The 16,786-nt window shown below is 54.3% G+C and carries 13 protein-coding genes; 5 read left to right on the forward strand and 8 right to left on the reverse strand.

The genetic code is table 11. The features are described 5' to 3' along the window. Positions 1–59 precede the first annotated feature (59 nt). Positions 60–353, forward strand: a complete 294-nt coding sequence (locus ACTG3Z_RS10490; protein ID WP_439143021.1) for a DUF6958 family protein — start codon at positions 60–62, stop codon at positions 351–353. Between the two features lie 52 nt (positions 354–405). Here ACTG3Z_RS10490 and ACTG3Z_RS10495 read toward each other — a convergent pair whose 3' ends face one another. Next, on the reverse strand, positions 406–1,233 hold the full coding sequence (locus ACTG3Z_RS10495) for a LysR family transcriptional regulator (RefSeq protein WP_439143022.1): 828 nt from the start codon (positions 1,231–1,233) through the stop codon (positions 406–408). A 152-nt stretch (positions 1,234–1,385) separates the two neighbouring features. After that, positions 1,386–3,614, reverse strand: a complete 2,229-nt coding sequence (locus ACTG3Z_RS10500) for a primosomal protein N' (protein WP_439143023.1) — start codon at positions 3,612–3,614, stop codon at positions 1,386–1,388. Positions 3,615–3,674: 60 nt separating this feature from the next. On the opposite strand from ACTG3Z_RS10500, the gene fsa reads away from it, so the two are divergent. The 4 genes from fsa (at position 3,675) to ACTG3Z_RS10520 (ending at position 6,790) form a co-directional block, all read left to right on the forward strand. Further along, the gene (gene fsa / locus ACTG3Z_RS10505; RefSeq protein WP_439143024.1) at positions 3,675–4,328 is read left to right on the forward strand and encodes a fructose-6-phosphate aldolase; all 654 of its coding nucleotides are present in this window, start codon (positions 3,675–3,677) and stop codon (positions 4,326–4,328) included. Positions 4,329–4,376: 48 nt separating this feature from the next. After that, positions 4,377–5,084, forward strand: coding sequence for a DUF484 family protein (locus tag ACTG3Z_RS10510; RefSeq protein WP_439143025.1), 708 nt, complete (start codon positions 4,377–4,379; stop codon positions 5,082–5,084). After that, the gene (locus ACTG3Z_RS10515) at positions 5,081–6,001 is read left to right on the forward strand and encodes a tyrosine recombinase XerC (protein ID WP_439143026.1); all 921 of its coding nucleotides are present in this window, start codon (positions 5,081–5,083) and stop codon (positions 5,999–6,001) included. Before ACTG3Z_RS10510 ends, ACTG3Z_RS10515 begins: the two co-directional genes overlap by 4 nt. 93 nt (positions 6,002–6,094) lie before the next feature. Continuing rightward, positions 6,095–6,790, forward strand: coding sequence for a CDP-alcohol phosphatidyltransferase family protein (locus ACTG3Z_RS10520; protein ID WP_439143027.1), 696 nt, complete (start codon positions 6,095–6,097; stop codon positions 6,788–6,790). Here ACTG3Z_RS10520 and ACTG3Z_RS10525 read toward each other — a convergent pair. The 6 genes from ACTG3Z_RS10525 to ACTG3Z_RS10550 form a co-directional block, all read right to left on the reverse strand. After that, a complete protein-coding gene (locus ACTG3Z_RS10525) occupies positions 6,777–7,613 on the reverse strand; it encodes an EamA family transporter (RefSeq protein WP_439143028.1) in 837 nt (278 codons plus the stop codon). The two genes, ACTG3Z_RS10520 and ACTG3Z_RS10525, sit on opposite strands and share 14 nt — an antisense overlap. Positions 7,614–7,630: 17 nt before the next feature. Next, entirely contained in the window at positions 7,631–10,555 is a 2,925-nt protein-coding gene (gene ileS / locus ACTG3Z_RS10530) for an isoleucine--tRNA ligase (protein ID WP_439143029.1), read from the reverse strand. 570 nt (positions 10,556–11,125) lie between these two features. Next, positions 11,126–13,873 carry a DUF2339 domain-containing protein gene (locus tag ACTG3Z_RS10535; RefSeq protein WP_439143030.1) on the reverse strand — a complete coding sequence of 916 codons (2,748 nt, stop codon included), beginning with the start codon at positions 13,871–13,873 and terminating at the stop codon, positions 11,126–11,128. A 14-nt stretch (positions 13,874–13,887) separates the two neighbouring features. Continuing rightward, positions 13,888–14,889, reverse strand: a complete 1,002-nt coding sequence (locus ACTG3Z_RS10540; protein WP_439143031.1) for a YcjF family protein — start codon at positions 14,887–14,889, stop codon at positions 13,888–13,890. Further along, positions 14,882–15,343, reverse strand: a complete 462-nt coding sequence (locus ACTG3Z_RS10545) for a GNAT family N-acetyltransferase (RefSeq protein ID WP_439143032.1) — start codon at positions 15,341–15,343, stop codon at positions 14,882–14,884. Before ACTG3Z_RS10545 ends, ACTG3Z_RS10540 begins: the two co-directional genes overlap by 8 nt. Then, complete coding sequence (locus ACTG3Z_RS10550) at positions 15,340–16,755, reverse strand: YcjX family protein (RefSeq protein WP_439143033.1); 1,416 nt, start codon at positions 16,753–16,755, stop codon at positions 15,340–15,342. The genes ACTG3Z_RS10545 and ACTG3Z_RS10550 overlap by 4 nt, the downstream gene beginning before the upstream one ends. Between the last annotated feature and the right edge of the window lie 31 nt (positions 16,756–16,786).

Raw genomic sequence — 16,786 nt, forward strand, 5'->3', positions numbered from 1 at the left:
TTAGCATACCCCGCTAGCCAGCCTTGGCTGAGTACCAAAAATTTGGTAACCTCAACGTCATGAGTTCTGAAAAAATCACTGTTCGCAACATCAACACCCCTGGTCGTACGGAAACCGTGCGAGCGGATAAATACAATGATATGTACGACGCGCTCTTGAAGGCCTTGCCAGAAACAGCGCCGGGCGGGACCTTTGATGAGATTGTCGAAACTGTAAAAACATATCTATCGCCAAAACTATTTCCCGATGGCAAAACCGCTGGGTGGTGGGCAAAGACAGTTCAACTTGACCTAGAGGCCAAAGGGCAAATCATCCGCTCAAACACAAAGCCTCTCAGATTTTACAAGACCTAGGCACAGCAACTTGGTTAAGTGCGCGATTGGATAATAGTGGCCATGTTGAAATCTAGTGGGCCTCGTTTTGCCCGGATTGAAAGTCTGCGAAACACGCCTCGATCCATTGCTTTACAACATTGAGCTTTGGGTCTTTTAAACGGCTCTCATGTGTAACCAGCCAAGCTTCACGAACGGTCGTTGGGGTGTCCGGCATCCGCTCTATTTCTGCGTCCCCATGGACCATCATCTCAGGAAGAACCGCAGCAACCTTAAGTCTTTTGCATGCATCCAGCGCCGCTTTATGGTCAGTCACGCGCAAGATCGGCGGCGTCTCTAAATAGTCACCAGCCATTTTCACTTCGGGAATCCAACCAAGCTTTTCTTCACGCCCGATCCACTCGGTTGCTTTGCCACCTTTGGGACAGAAGAACGAATATTTCAGATCAGATAACTTTTTAGCATGAAGTCGACCTGACGTCGGCCGCGCAAGACGGATTGCAACATCAGCCTCACCGAATGCTAAACTCAAGTTGGCGTTCGAGCTATGCAGATTCAATTTGATCGCAGGATAATTCGTATGAAAGTCATGCAAGCGCGGGAATAAAATTGTCCGGTTAATAAAATCCAAACTTGTAATCATAATTTCGCCTGAATGCTCTCCAGAGATATATCCATCCCCCAAGTCAGCAATCGACTTCTCAAGCCTCACACCAATGTTAAAAAGGCGACGTCCAAGCGGCGTCAAAACCCATTGATTGTTGGTCTTTACCACCACCTGTTCGTTGAGCCGCTCAGAAATAGCCGAAATTTTGCGCGACACAGTTGTCGCGCTTGTGCGAAGTAAATCTGCCGCAGCTTGAGCGGATCCCGTCCGCTCCAATGCGAGCAAATATCGCAAGTCATCCCAGTTCTTGTTGATAACTGTCCCCCGACAATATCATATCCCCAACTTTGCTTACGATAATAAAGTTGGTCTAAACAGCAAGAGAATATTTAACGCAATTTTGCAGAGGTGGCCTTGCAACTTTCGCCAATAATCGGGCCATTTGGCTAGTAAAAGCTCTGTGGGTCAATATCGATGCTCAAACGAACATGCGTTGGCACCTTCACTTGCTTGACCCACGCTTTCAACGCGCGCTGCAACGGTGCGTTCTTATCTGCTTTCACCAATAAACGAACGCGATGTCGGCCACGCACCCGCGCGATGGGCGCAGGGGCTGGGCCAAACACTTGGGCTCCAATCTGTCGTAACGGACCATCCAAGCGAGCGAGTGCCGCGCCTAAGTCAAACACATCCTGAACGTCCGGCGATGACAAAATTATACCCGCCATCCGCCCGTATGGAGGCACGGTCGCCGCGCGTCGCTCCGCCGCTTCTGCTGTCCAAAACCCATTTTCATCACCCGCCAAAATGGCACGAATAACAGGATGGTCTGGTTGATAGGTTTGCATCAGCGCCGTGCCACGTTTGCTCGAACGCCCTGCCCGTCCTGCAACTTGGCGCATCAATTGAAACGTGCGCTCTGCCGCGCGCAAATCAGACCCTTGCAAGCCAAGATCAGCATCAATCACACCGACCAACGTGAGCAATGGAAAATTGTGCCCCTTTGCGACCAATTGCGTCCCAATTATTATGTCCGCCGCGCCTTCTGCGATCCCGAGGATCTCTGCTTTAAGTGCACGCGCAGAGCCATACATGTCAGAACTTAGCGTCGCGATACGCGCATCAGGGAAAAGTTCTGCAGCTTCTTCCGCCAATCTCTCGACGCCCGGCCCAACTGCGGCAAGACGATCTTGTGCCTCACACGATGGGCACGCCTCAGGCATCGCTTTGCTTTCACCACATTGATGACAGACAAGGCGTTTCTGAAACCGGTGCTCCACCATTCGCGCGTCACAATGATCGCAGCCAATCTGATGTCCGCAGGCCCTACAGATTGTCACCGGCGCATAACCGCGTCGGTTGATAAACAGCAAAGCCTGCTCACCAGACGCAATACGTGCATCCACTTCAGCCTTCAACAGCGGTGAAATCCAACGATTACCAGCCAGTTTAACACCGCGCATATCAATCGCGCGCATGTCCGGCATTACCGCGTCGCCAAAGCGTGACGTCAGATCAATCCGCGTATATTTCCCCGCCTCAGCATTTGCCCAACTCTCAAGGCTTGGTGTGGCGCTGGCTAAAATTACCTGAGCATTACAAATGGACGCACGCAGAACCGTCATGTCGCGCGCGTTATAAAGAACGCCGTCCTCTTGCTTGTAAGACGTGTCATGTTCTTCATCGACCACGATCAATCCAAGATCACGAAACGGTAGAAATAGAGCAGAGCGCGCACCGACAACCAATTGCGCACCGCCTTGAGCGACCATTTTCCAGGTACGTCGTCGCTCTGTCATCGTGACACCTGAATGCCACTCTGCTGGCTTTGCGCCAAATCGTTCTTGAACACGTGTCAAAAACTCTGCCGTCAAAGCGATCTCAGGCAAGAGCACCAAAGCTTGCCGCCCTTTGCGCAAACACTCCGCAACGGCTTCCAAATAGACTTCCGTTTTACCCGATCCCGTCACACCGCGTAGCAAGGTTGTGCCGTACTCGCCTGACCTTATGCCTGCGCGCAAAAGCTCTGCCGCCTCCGCTTGATCTGGCGCAAGAGCTTTGCTCGGCATGTCTGCATCCAAACGCGGGAACGGCAAATCGCGCGGCGTATCTTCTTCATGCACAGCCCCGAGTTTGACCAACCCTTTCACAACGGATGACGTTACACCTGCCGCTTCACTGAGTTCTTTCAAGGTAAACGAAAGATCACCGTACTCTTGCAACGCATCCAACACACGACCACGCGGTTCCGTCATGCGATCGGGCTCTGTGTCCCCTTTTCGATAAATTTTGCGCATTGAAGGCGGATCACCAAGCCCCGGCGCGCGAACTCCAAGGCGCAACATGCTTTCCATATCCGTCAGCGTGTAAGCGCCCGCCTTTTCAAGAAACTCCCGCAATTCAGATCGCATGGGAGCCAGGTCCAGTGAACGAATGACAGAACGGGTCTTAGCGTAATCATAATCGCCGGCACCTGCGCTCCACACGACCCCAAAAACCTTGCGCGGGCCAAGAGGCACTTCAACAAATGCCCCAAGCCAACACCCCCCTTCAGGCGCTTTATAATCAAGACGCCGCCCCAAAGGCTGCGTTGTCCAAACGCCGACCAGCTGGCCTTCATGAAAGAAGTCTGTTTGCGCCTCGTTAGCGCTGTCATGTGAGGGCTTTTCGCTCATACCTATATGGGGTAAAGCCTCAGCCAACCGACGCCAACCCCCCACTAAGGACACAAACACATGAAATTTTTCGTAGACACCGCAGAAATCGATCAAATTGCTGAACTCAATGACCTTGGCATGGTGGATGGTGTGACGACCAACCCCTCCTTGATCATGAAATCCGGCCGTGACATTCTCGAAGTGACCAAAGAGATTGCTGCATTGGTCGATGGTCCCGTCTCCGCTGAAGTCGTCGCAACCGAAGCGGATGAGATGATCGCCGAGGGGCGTAAGCTCGCGAAAATCGCGGACAACATTACCGTCAAAGTGCCGCTCACGTGGGCAGGCCTGCAAACCTGCAAGACGCTTTCGTCCGAGGGTACAATGGTAAACGTCACGCTTTGCTTCTCTGCAAACCAAGCGTTGCTTGCCGCAAAAGCTGGCGCAACATTCATTTCGCCATTCGTGGGTCGCTTGGATGACATCAACATCGATGGCATGGATTTGATCAACGATATCCGCACGATCTATGATAATTACGCATTCGACACTGAAATTCTTGTCGCATCGATCCGCACTGTGAACCACGTTTTGGACTCTGCGTTGATTGGCGCAGACGTCATCACAGCGCCTCCTGCCGTGATCAAAAAGCTCGCCGATCACCCGCTGACCGATGCAGGTCTGGCACAGTTCATGGCCGATTGGGCAAAAACGGGTCAGAATATTCTCTGATTTCCCAGCTCTTGTGCTATACGCAAAAGAAAAAGACACGAGAGCAGCATGAACACCACCGCAAAAATGACAGATGATCTGCGCGAGCGGATCATCACACGGCCTGATGTTATCCTTGAAGACAAGGATTTGATGAAGGCTTTGATCGAAGCCAATGAACGCGCAATGGGCGGCAATATAGTCGATTTGCGCGGCATCGCGATGGAGCGCTTGGAAGCGCGCCTCGATCGCCTAGAAGACACGCACCGCTCAGTGATTGCTGCTGCCTACGAGAACCTTGCGGGCACCAACCAAGTGCACCGTGCGATCCTGCGCATGCTTGATCCCGTTGATTTTGAAACCTTCCTCAAAGATCTTGGCGGCGAAGTCGCAGAAATTCTGCGGGTTGATTGCATCCGCCTCGTCCTCGAATCCGTGCAGGCCGAAGACGAACCCGCAGTCAGTAAGCTATCTGATGTGCTCTGTGTCGCTGAACCCGGTTTCATCGCGACATATCTGGGTGGCCACCCAGATCGACCCTCTCGCAATGTCACGCTTCGCCAAATGTCCGAAGGCGATAACGCGATTTACGGCGAAGCCGCAGGCTGGGTGCGCTCTGAAGCTTGCCTCACACTTGATTTCGGCGTAGGCCGCCTGCCCGGCATGTTGGTGATGGGCGCAGAAGACCCGCATCAATTTACGCCACAACAAGGCTCGGACCTTCTCGCCTTTTTCGGTGGCGTGTTTGAACGCGCAATGCGCCGCTGGCTTTCGTGAGCCTGATCTCACCCCAAGCCCGCGATGCGCTTCAACACTGGTTGGAAACGCAAAAATCTCTGAAAGGCGCGTCTGAAAACACGATCAAGGCGTACAACGCTGACACGGCCGATTTCATTGCTTTCATGACAAGTTACAAAAGCGAATCGCAAGGTCTCGCAGCCTTGTCTCGTATCACAACACGCGACATGCGCGCATGGATGGCTGCAACGCGTGGCACGGATGTCGGTGCGCGATCTTTAGCGCGCAAACTCTCGTCCGTGAAAAGCTTTTACCGCTGGCTTGCTGAACGCGAAGGTTTTGAACCTACCGCCGTTCTCACCATACGCGCACCCAAGTTTCAAAAGAAGCTCCCTCGCCCGTTAGCCGTGGATGCCGCTAAAGCGATGATCGAGACGGTTGAATATCAAACCTCACACACTTGGGTTGCAGCACGCGACAGTGCCGTCCTTACACTGCTCTATGGCTGTGGCTTGCGAATTTCCGAAGCACTCGGCTTGACGGGTGCCGATGTTCCACTCCCCGACAGTCTTCGCATTCGGGGTAAAGGCGGCAAAGAACGTGTGGTTCCAGTCCTGCCTGCCGCGCGAGAAGCAGTACAAGCTTACCTCAAACTCTGCCCGCACCCTTTGGAACCGACATCACCCCTATTCCGCGGCATCCGCGGCGGCGCTCTCAACTCTCGCGCCGTACAACAGGTGATGGCAAAAGCGCGTATGCAACTTGGCCTGCCCGCCACGGCAACACCGCACGCCATGCGACACAGCTTTGCAACGCATCTGCTAAGCGCAGGAGGAGATCTGCGCTCAATTCAAGAACTACTCGGCCATTCGTCGCTTTCAACAACACAAGCTTATACCGCAGTCGATACAGCGCGCCTTATGGAAGTCTATGACCGCGCGCACCCAAAAGCTTGATTGCTTCCTTTTTCTAAAAATATCCCCACCGGAGGCCAAATTTCTTAAAGAAGAAATTTGCGCCCGCGCTCAAAATAGGCCATGACGCCCCTCATGACACCTCAAAATCGCGCACTCGCTGTCCATCTTCTCACCGCCACTGGCGCGGTCTTTGCAATGCTTGCCATGCTTGCTGCTGTGCAATCCAAATGGGATTTGATGTTCCTATGGCTTGTCGTAGCCTTTGCGGTTGATGGCATCGATGGCCCCCTTGCGCGCAAATATGATGTGAAGCAATACGCACCGCAATTTGATGGTGTCCTGCTCGACCTGATCATCGACTACCTCACTTATGTTTTTATTCCCGCCTTCGCACTCTTCGCGTCCGGCCTTTTGCCCGGTTGGACAGGCTGGTTCGCGATCATCGTGATTACCTTTACATCTGCGATGTATTTCGCGGATACACGCATGAAAACAAAAGATAATTCGTTTTCAGGCTTTCCAGGCTGCTGGAATATGTTGATCATCGTAATCTTCGCAATCGAACCAAATTTCTGGATTTCCATTGCCCTCATCGCAGCGCTGGCAACGGCAATGTTTTTACCGTTGAAATTCATCCACCCCGTGCGTACCGAGCGCTGGCGCACTTTGTCTTTGCCGATTGCACTGGCTTGGACCTTCTTTGCAGGCTGGGCCGCTTGGGTCGATTTTCACCCCGAGAGCTGGGCACATTGGGGGCTTGTTCTGACCTCGATTTACCTTACGTTCGCAGGAATCGCGCAGCAAATCATCCCAGCTAAAGACGCGTAAGGACTACACCTGACACGATCAAAACTGCGGCAGTTGCTTTGCCTCGGTCCATTCTATCGCCCATCACAAGCCAGCCAATCACCACCGCAAACAATATCGACGTTTCGCGAAGGGCGGTCACCAATGCAATTGGGGCCAGTGTCATTGCCCAGACGACAATCGCGTAGGCCGCATAAGACGCCGCACCGGCACCCGCTCCGATCATCCAATCATGCTTGGTGGACTTCAACACACCTCGCCCGCGAAAGGCGATACAAACGGGTGTGAAAATGAGCGCATCCAAAAAGAACATCCACGCCACATAGAGCACCGCGTCGCCCGCGACCCGTGCGCCAAGTCCATCAACAATAGAATATCCCGCCGTCATCACAGCAGAACCAAGGGCGAACGGTACCAGGCGGCGCGATTCACCGTTTGCAAACGCCCCTCGCGCCATCATCAAGATGCCAAGGCCAAGAAGCAAAACGCCAATGACCTCAAACGCCGCAAGTGTATCGCTTAACAAAAAGCCACTTAATGCCAAAACGATCATCGGCGCGGCCCCTCGTGCAATGGGGTAGACGCGGCTCAAATCGCCCTGCTCATAGGCATAAGACAGGAACAGCTTGTAACCTGAATGAAACAAAGCCGATGCCACGAGCCACGGCCAAACCGATGCTGCTGGAAGCGCGTTTGATAGTGCGATGATGCTGCCGAAAGCGCCTTGCAGCACCGTCATGATCAACATGGAAGTAAATTTGCTCGCCCCACTTTTGATGAGCGCATTCCAACTTGCGTGCAACAGAGCCGCTGCAAGCACTGCAAAGAAGACGAATGCGCTCATCTATGGGTCATGCGTATTTAGCCATCAAGCGCAGTGGCACAGCGACCACACACACCTTCATGCGCGGTCGTTCCGACGTCGGGCAAGATTTTCCAGCAACGCTGACACTTCTCGCCATCAGCTTTTGCAAATGCGACCGCAACCCCTTCAGTTTCAGGGAGTACGAAGGCATCAGCGGGTGCAGGATCGCCCGAAAGTTTGATCGCAGAAGTGATCGCAATATCGTCAAACGGCACGCTCTCCAGCGCCGCGCGCAGATCCGCATCCGCGATGTAAACAGTGGGTGCCGCTTCCAGTGATGCGCCGATGACTTTTTCCGTGCGTTGCACTTCCAAAGCCGCCGTCACAACACGGCGCGCGCCACGAATGGAGGCCCACTTCGCCGCCAACGCGTTATCGCGCCACTCGGCCGGAGTCTCTGCGAAGTCTTCCAAATGAACCGAGCTACCCTCACCACCAAAGCGCTCCAGCCAGACCTCTTCCATCGTGAAGACCAATACAGGGGCAAGCCATTTCGTCAAACGGTGGAACAAGATATCAAGCACCGTGCGCGCTGCGCGCCGGCGCTCTGTATCGCCATCACAATAGAGCGCATCTTTACGAATATCGAAGTAGAATGCAGACAAATCAACCGTTGCGAATGTGAACACCGCGGAGAACACTCCTTGGAAATCAAATGCTTTGTAGCCTTTTGTCACTACTTCATCGAGTTCAGACAAACGGTGCAAGACCCAGCGCTCCAGCTCTGGCATATCAGCGGGGTCCATGCGATCGCTTTCAGTGAAATCATTCAAAGAGCCAAGCATAAAGCGCATCGTGTTGCGCAGACGGCGATAGCTATCTGCCACGCCTTTCAGGATTTCCGGCCCGATGCGTTGATCAGATGTATAATCCACCTGCGCCACCCAAAGACGCAAAATATCCGCGCCATACTGTTTGACGACTGTCTCAGGCACGATGGTGTTGCCAAGCGATTTGGACATCTTCATGCCCTTTTCATCCAGCGTAAAACCGTGTGTCACAACATTGCGGTAAGGTGCGCGTCCAAGCGTTCCACAAGCCTGCAAAAGCGAAGAATGGAACCAGCCGCGATGCTGATCCGTGCCTTCCATGTAAACATCCGCGATGCCATCTTCCGTACCATCAGGACGATCACGCAGAACGAAGCTGTGCGTAGACCCTGAGTCGAACCATACATCCAGAACATCGAACACCTGATCATAGTCATCCGCGTTCACGATCCCGTCCAAGAAGCGTGCTTTTGCGCCGTCCTTGTACCACGCATCCGCGCCCTCAGCCTCGAACGCTTCGGTGATGCGTGTGTTCACATCATCGTGGCGCAAAAGGAAATCAGGATCCGTTGGCAACAAACCTTTGCGCGTGAAGACCGTCAGCGGAACGCCCCAAGCGCGTTGACGCGAAAGCACCCAATCAGGGCGCGCTTCGATCATCGAATAGAGACGATTGCGCCCCGTTTGTGGCGTCCATTTCACCAGCTCGTCGATGGAAGTCAGCGCACGCTCACGGATCGTCATGCCATGTGTGTCTTGCCCATCACCAACAGGGCGATCCACTGCCGCGAACCATTGCGGCGTGTTGCGATAGATGATCGGCGCTTTGGAGCGCCAGGAATGCGGGTAGCTATGCTTGATCTTGCCGCGCGCGAGCAGGCCACCGACATCGACAAGCTTGTCGATGATCGCCTTGTTCGCGTCGCCCTCACCGCCTTTGCGGTTGAGGATGTATTTGCCACCAAAGAACGGCAGATCCTTACGGAACCCCCCGTCGTCCATGACGTTGTAAGTGATGACTTGCTCAAGCATGCCAAGGTCGCGGTAAAGTTCGAACTCTTCCATACCGTGAGACGGCGCGCAGTGCACAAAACCTGTGCCCTCGGTGTCCGTCACAAATTCTGCCGCACGGAAATCGCGGATGTCATCCCACTCGCCATCACCGCCTTTCGCGCCATAAAGAGGGTGCTTCAAAGAGATCGTTTCAAGCTGTGCGTTCGTTACATCAGCGCGGCGTGTGTAGTTGCTTTCTTCCAGACGCGCGCGCGCAAAAACATCAGCGGCCAAATTATCTGCCAAGATGTAAGTATCGCCAGCATCGGCCCAGCATTCGTCCGGTGTGGAGGTGACTTCGTAAAGACCGTAAGAAATGCCCTCACCGTAAACCACTGCTTTGTTGGACGGCATGGTCCAAGGGGTCGTCGTCCAGATCACCACTTTCGCAGCATCCAGCACCGCATCGCCCGTGCCCGTCACTTGAAACTTCACCCAAACCGTAAAGCTGTCCTTGTCGTGATACTCCACCTCTGCCTCAGCCAGCGCGGTTTGCTCCACAGGGGACCACATCACAGGCTTGGAGCCTTGATAAAGCGTGCCGTTCATCAAGAACTTCTGGAACTCCGCCGCGATCACTGCCTCAGCGTGGAAATCCATCGTAAGATACGGATCAGGCCAGTTGCCCGTGATGCCGAGACGCTTGAACTCATCGCGCTGGATATCAACCCAACCTTCGGCGAACTTGCGGCATTCCTGACGGAAATCAACGATATCAACGTCGTCTTTGCTTTTGCCTTTCTTGCGGTATTGCTCTTCGATCTTCCATTCGATCGGCAGACCGTGGCAATCCCAACCGGGCACATAACGCGCATCAAAGCCCATCATTTGATGGCTGCGCACGATCATATCCTTGATCGTTTTGTTCAGCGCGTGACCAATGTGCAAATGCCCGTTCGCATATGGAGGGCCGTCGTGCAACGTAAAGGGTGCGCGGCCTTCTTTGGCGCGCAGCTTGTCGTATACGCCAATTTCTTCCCAACGCTTGAGCCATTCAGGCTCGCGCTTGGGCAAACCCGCGCGCATTGGAAAATCAGTTTTTGGCAGGTTCAACGTGGGTTTGTAGTCAACTGTTGTATCGGGTGTGTCAGCACACATATCGGGCGTCCTTTGGAACGAAATATACATAGGAAATTGAGAGGCGGTGCGGGTCGTCCCCATACACCTTATCCCGGCGGCTCACACTCAGAGCGCCGGGCTGATAATTCGAGTAATGATCGCATATATCAGGCTCATCTTGTTGCCGTTATAGGCCTGCATGACTGCCGCGTCCAGAGCACCATCGCCCACATCGCACCACAATTTTATCACGACCAAATCACAATCTCACTCTATTAAAAGTTGAGTAAAATCTTGAGTTCCAGCGTTTTTGGAGAGTGATGGTGTTTAGCAAAGGCCGTTTATACATCCTAGCAGGTCTCGGATGCATTGCATTGCCCGGGATCAATCTTTTGTATCAAACACACTTTGTGGAGGACGAAGCCGCACCACAGGTTCGCCAAACAAAACAACAAGCCGAAGACAGCTGCGTTCAGGACTCAGTGCAAATTGCGGGCGTTTGGGTAGGATGCAAAGCAACCAGTTCTGCCCGTGAAGAAAACAACGCCCCACGCAAACTGCAGATGGACTCGCAACGGGCCAAACGCTCCGCAACCGGATCGCGCTTTATCAAGTTGAACTAGACGGTCCCAACTCACTTCGATTCTGTGTTTGCGATGGATCTGCAAGTTCCCAACGCGCACTCATCGCGCGGCTGAGCCATGCGAGACCCGAAAGTGCAAGCCCTAGCCCGAGGAAAGAAGCGACGCGGATCAGACCCATCAAACCGCTCATATCGATCAGAAAAACCTTGGCGATGGTGACAGCAATGCCCGCCATCGCTAGCTTTCTTAGAAGCAATGATCGACGTGCAAATGCGAAGAATAACAATCCAACAGAGGCAAGCATCATCGCGATCGTATAACTATAAAGCTCGCCTTGGCTTACTGAATTGCTCGCGATTTCAAAACCTTGCCAGAAGCGACGGATTTCAAAGCCAACATAAGCCATGATCAAAGCTGCGCTCAATGAGGCAAACGCACCGCGTAGATTGCGATTGATGTGATCAAGCTTCCAAACCAGCACGCCCAGAACAAAGGCGGGAACAAGATAAGCAATTGCAATGGTATCCATCAACAAGGGCCCATGAATGTCGTTCGAGCTGCGCCATGTGAGCGGAGACTGAAAGACCAAAGCAAACAGGAGTGTTCCAAACGCCAACACGCCAAGCAGCGTCGCAAGACCGATACGCACAAAGCCAAGTCGCGACGGCACGCGCAAGCGATATAGCTGCGCGCCCATAGAAATCAGCAGCACTGACCCCGCCAACGAAAGCCCCCAGAAGCTATCGATATCACCGCGCAAAGATCGCTCGAGCAGGATCAGAACGAAAACAGCACCAAACGACCAGATCGCGCTTTCCAGCGCCAATTGTGCGCCTATGCGCGTGATCGGGCGCAGGATCCACCATGCCATCCCCATCAACGCAAGCGGCACGACAAAGCCCAAGACGACTTCCCAAAGCGGTGTGTTCCACCACGACGCCCAAGGCACACCCGGATCGATCAGGAACCGCCAGCCCAGCACTGCAACGCAAAGCTGAATGAATAGCCCAAGCCACGCCATGTCAAAACGGCGATCTATCAGCGCAGCGATCACAATCATAACCGCTATCGCGATGCTCAGCGCTGCAGTGGACAGGATCAGCATCAAAGCGAAGGACATCAGTGACAGTGCCGACATCGCAAAGAGCGCGGCGGGCCGCATGTCCTCAGGCCAGCGTTTGGCACTGCGTTCCGCCAAAACCGTCATCAACGCCGCACCAGTGATGGCATGACCAGCCCAAGGGTATGCGCCAATATAAACGCTCGGCGTCCAGAAAATCTCTAACGCGCCAAGTGCCAAAGGCAGCGCGAATGCGCTGGCTGCGATCCAGATCAAAGAGCCACGCACACCTTGTGATACGCGCCAAAACCCAAGTGCGGCAAAGACCGCGAACATGCCAGAAAATAGGCTTGCGGCGTGTGGGAGCACGGCACCTTCCAACCGATCTGCGAGTTTGATTTCTGTGAAGTCTTGGAAGATCGACACGCGTTCCAGCGCGAGGACTATGATCAAAGCAAGCAACGCGATTGGCGCCAACGCGCTCAGGTCCTGCAACGCTTTTGCGCGCCACATCCACACCAACGCAAGACACCCAAGCGCAAAGACGCTCCAGATGCCAAGCCAGCCTTCCAAGGACTGGCCAGCTTCGAGCGGTGCCAGAAAACTCAGCACCATCGCGGCAATGAATGTTCCCGCGGCGAGACGTGTTGGAAAGTCTGGCCAGTTGAAAGACCCTTTGCCCAGCGTTTTCAATACAACGCTCGACACCATTGATCCGCTGTGATCGGGCCAAATACGACGCACGGGCAACGCAGTCGCCGCCACCACTGTTATGAACCCAAACGCCAACGCATGCACATTTTGCGCACCGCTGATCAACAACATCCAAGTTGCAATAAAGCCGCCGATCAGCGCCAAAACAGACACCCACGCCCAGCGCCTTACCCTATCAATCGCCAATGCCATCACAACGATCAGTGCGAAATAGTAGAAAAACAGTTGCGGTGCATCGCTTGATCCGCCGACGGCAAAAGGCGCAGCCAAAGCGCCAATTACACCAATCGCGGCCAGAAATGGCCCGTAGAACCAGCCAAGGACAACCGCTAAAACCGCAACGCCAACCAAAGCGAAAAGCGTCAAGTCAGATGGCAACATATCATAGAGATGGCGTGCTGATAAGACTGCTGCAAACAGCGTGACTATGCCAGCGCCAGAGAACGTCGAGGGCAGCGCTTGCATCGTGCCGCTATCATCGCCAAAGCGACGGCGTGCCACCTCTCCAAGAATGACAAAGGCCGCGCCAAGCGCAAGCGCGCCCATGATCCGCGCGAAAGGTGTCAGCAAGCCTTGCTCAACACCGTATTGAACCATGAATATCCCCGCCAGCGCGAGCGAAATGGCCGCAATGCCGAGGAACCAATTGTCCTTCAACCAATTGAGAGCATTGGCGAAAAGGTCTGCGCGAAACACGAAAGAGCGTGGTGTAGGTTTTTCTTGGGTGTCCGATGTGACAACGGTTTCCACGCTTGGCGCGGGCGCATCCACCTCAATCAACGCGTCGTTTGAGGATGGCGTTGCAAGCGCGCGTTCTATGTCCGGAGCTACCCATGGCCCAACTTTATCAATGTTTGTATTTTCTGGACTGCCGCTGGCGGCCTGTTCCAGCTGATCTATACGCGCGCTTAGTTCACGTACTTTGCGAGACAGGCTCAAAACCCCAATCGGCGCGAGCAAGATCGCAATACCGACGAGAATTGCAATAAGTATAAACAAGCCTTCCACGCGCCCTACCCTTCTTTACCGAACAAACCTGTTAATGCGCGGCTCACCAGTCCTGTGACTGACGGGCGTTTAAGGGCCGTAAAAGGCAACGGGCGACATACTTCCATTGCTGCAACGCCGACACGTGCGGTTAACGCTCCGTTTACCACCCCCTCGCCAAAGCGGCGCGAGATTTTGCCAAGTACCCCGCCCCCAGCCACGGACGACAAAAAGTCATCGCCAATCGCCACCGCGCCTGTCGCAACCAGATGGGTCATCACAGCGCGCGTAAGCCGCCAATTTCCCAACGCGCCAGAGCGTCCACCATAGATCTCTGCAATACGGCGGATCATTCGCAGATTTGAGGTGAGTGCGGTCGCAACATCCGCGAGCGCGAGCGGTACAATGGCCGTGACTGTCGCAACCTGACGCGCCGCGGCTTCGATCTCTCGCGTGGCTGCGGTGTCCAAAGGAGCAAGCACATCGCGTTCGGCCAAATCCAACAGACCATCACCGTCCAGTATGTCGACGCTTTTCTCAGCCAAAGCCTCGCGCCCCCAACGGGTATCCTCGCGCCCTTTGTAAAGCCGCGTGATCTGATCCACGACGCGCTTTGCTTCGCTCAAATCCCCACTCATCCGCGCTGCTTCACCCGCGCGGTGCAGCACATCCATACGCTTGAGCCTTGAAAACGCTGCCAATTCTCGCAGGGCGATCACCAGCAAGACCACAATGAAGGCCAACATCAGCACGCTAATCGCATACCCGAAAAGCGGCATCCGCACGATGAGGCCATTCACAAAATCCCAAGCGGCCAGCGAAATTGCAAATCCCATAAGCGAAAGGAGCAAGCCCCAAAACCATTTCACCAAGCGCGATGGTCGACGCGCGGCGAGCGTAGCAATGGTCTGCATCGCTTGGCCTTGTGGTGCCGGTGCGTCAAGCTCGGGAACAGGCTGCGCTGCTTCCGGCCCTTGCTCTGGTGCAGGCGCATCCTCAAGATCAAATAGGACAGGTCCTTTAGCCATTTTGCGGCTCCTTGTTACTCTTCACCCAGACAAAACGAACATCCGGCAGACCTTCGTCATTGCCCGCACCGTCCGTACGTTCCGCTTCAGCAAAGCCATGGGCGCGGTAAAACCTTTGCGCGCCCTCGTTTGCTTGAAATGTCCAGAGCTCAAGACGTTCTTGCGAACTTTGCGCCTGCTCTAAAAGCAGTGCGCCGATCCCTTGGTTCTGATACGCGTTTAGGACATAAAGCGACTGCACCAAATCTCTGTCGCGCGCTAGAAACCCGACAGCAGTCTCGTCGCGCTCACAAACGCTCACCCAACCCCGATCGATCAAATCACCCATATGCGCAATATCTTCAGCGCCTGTGTGCAAGCATGGCTTCCACGACTGCGCAGCGACCGCCTCTGACAGGATTACGCCAAGCTTTCCAGCATCAGTGCTGCGTGCAGGCCTGAGGAATTGGCTCACAGCTTATCCCCAATAAGGAACTGCGCTGCCTTATCAAGGCGGATATGCGGCGGACCGAACCCCGGCTTTAAGGTCAGTGGCGCAGGCGCAAAGCGCATGACTTGATAATCCTGATCCAGCCAAGCTTCTGCCCCATCGCGCACGGAGCCTAGTAGATGGGATGGATCGCTGGGAAGTTGACCAGGATAGAACGCCGCTTGTTTACCCGTATCTAACAAAGCGCCACGCACGCAATTTAGCGCAGTTCCCTCATGATCAAGCGTTTCTTCAGTCGTCGCGCGTAAAGACGCCAATGCCATGGATGCAGTTTGCGCCCCCGCAAAACTCGCACGGTCGCGCGCATCACGTGTCAACGCCTCCATGATCGCGGTCAGCTCACTGTGCTGTGTATGATGCAAATGGTCTGCTTTGCTGGCGGAGAACAAAATCCGCTCAACCCGTTTTCCAAGCAATAAACGACTAAGGAACGCGTTTGTCCCAGGTCTGAAAGCGCTTAAAATATCTGTCATCGCACCACGCAAATCCTCTACTGCGCGTGGACCATTGTGAATAGCGCCCAGCGCATCGACCAGCACAACTTGGCGATCAATGCGCGCGAACTGATCGCGAAAAAACGGCTTAACCACATGGGATTTATAAGCCTCATACCGGCGCGCCATTTCACGCCCTAAACTGCGACGCCCAACACTTGCCGCACCCGCAATAGGCGCAAAGGTAATTGCAGGGCTCCCCGCGAGATCGCCAGGCAACAAGAACCGCCCCGGCGTACAGTCGTAAAAGCCTGCCCCGCGCGCTGCGTGAAGATACTCGGTAAACTTCGCGGCCAGTGCCTGTGCCTCTTGCTCATCAAGCTTTGCGGTTATGTCTGTGCTTGCCAACAGCTCGCGATACGCCTTGGCCTCATCGCGCGCCTCGATACGCTCCAAGACCTCGGATGACCATTCCTCAAAGCTTTTATCGAGCAGCGCAAGATCAAGCAGCCATTCACCGGGATAATCCACAATGTCCAAATGCACCGTGCGCGGACCTTGCAAACCACCAAGCAGCCCATTGGGTTGCACTTTGAGCGAAACGCGCAGCTCTGAAATCGCGCGTGTGCTGTCGGGCCAATGTGGCTCGCGCGCAGTGAGCGCGCCAAGATGCGCCTCATAGTCAAAACGCGGCACGGTATCATCGGGTTGAGGTTGCAAATAGGCTGCGGTTATACGCCCTTCCGCTGCCGCCTGAAGTTGCATCATGCGGCCACGATCCAGCAAATTGGCCACCAAAGACGTGATAAACACAGTCTTGCCAGAGCGTGCCAAACCCGTGACACCTAAGCGGATCACAGGCTCAAACAGCGTTTCATTTACTGTATCGCGCGCGCCCTCCATCGTTCGAATGATCCCATCTGCGAGGGTAGTAATAACCAAGGGGTGCCGCCTTAAATTGCCATCTGTTTGT

This window comes from Planktotalea sp. (assembly GCF_965659345.1).
Taxonomy (GTDB): Bacteria; Pseudomonadota; Alphaproteobacteria; order Rhodobacterales; family Rhodobacteraceae; genus Planktotalea.

Bases quoted from the DNA above. Each gene is read 5' to 3' on its own strand.
- ACTG3Z_RS10520 (WP_439143027.1), top strand. From the start codon at position 6,095: ATGACACCTCAAAATCGCGCACTCGCTGTCCATCTTCTCACCGCCACT.
- ACTG3Z_RS10510 (WP_439143025.1), top strand. From the start codon at position 4,377: ATGAACACCACCGCAAAAATGACAGATGATCTGCGCGAGCGGATCATC.
- ACTG3Z_RS10490 (WP_439143021.1), top strand. From the start codon at position 60: ATGAGTTCTGAAAAAATCACTGTTCGCAACATCAACACCCCTGGTCGT.
- ileS (WP_439143029.1), bottom strand. From the start codon at position 10,555: ATGTGTGCTGACACACCCGATACAACAGTTGACTACAAACCCACGTTG.
- ACTG3Z_RS10500 (WP_439143023.1), bottom strand. From the start codon at position 3,614: ATGAGCGAAAAGCCCTCACATGACAGCGCTAACGAGGCGCAAACAGAC.
- fsa (WP_439143024.1), top strand. From the start codon at position 3,675: ATGAAATTTTTCGTAGACACCGCAGAAATCGATCAAATTGCTGAACTC.
- ACTG3Z_RS10525 (WP_439143028.1), bottom strand. From the start codon at position 7,613: ATGAGCGCATTCGTCTTCTTTGCAGTGCTTGCAGCGGCTCTGTTGCAC.
- ACTG3Z_RS10540 (WP_439143031.1), bottom strand. From the start codon at position 14,889: ATGGCTAAAGGACCTGTCCTATTTGATCTTGAGGATGCGCCTGCACCA.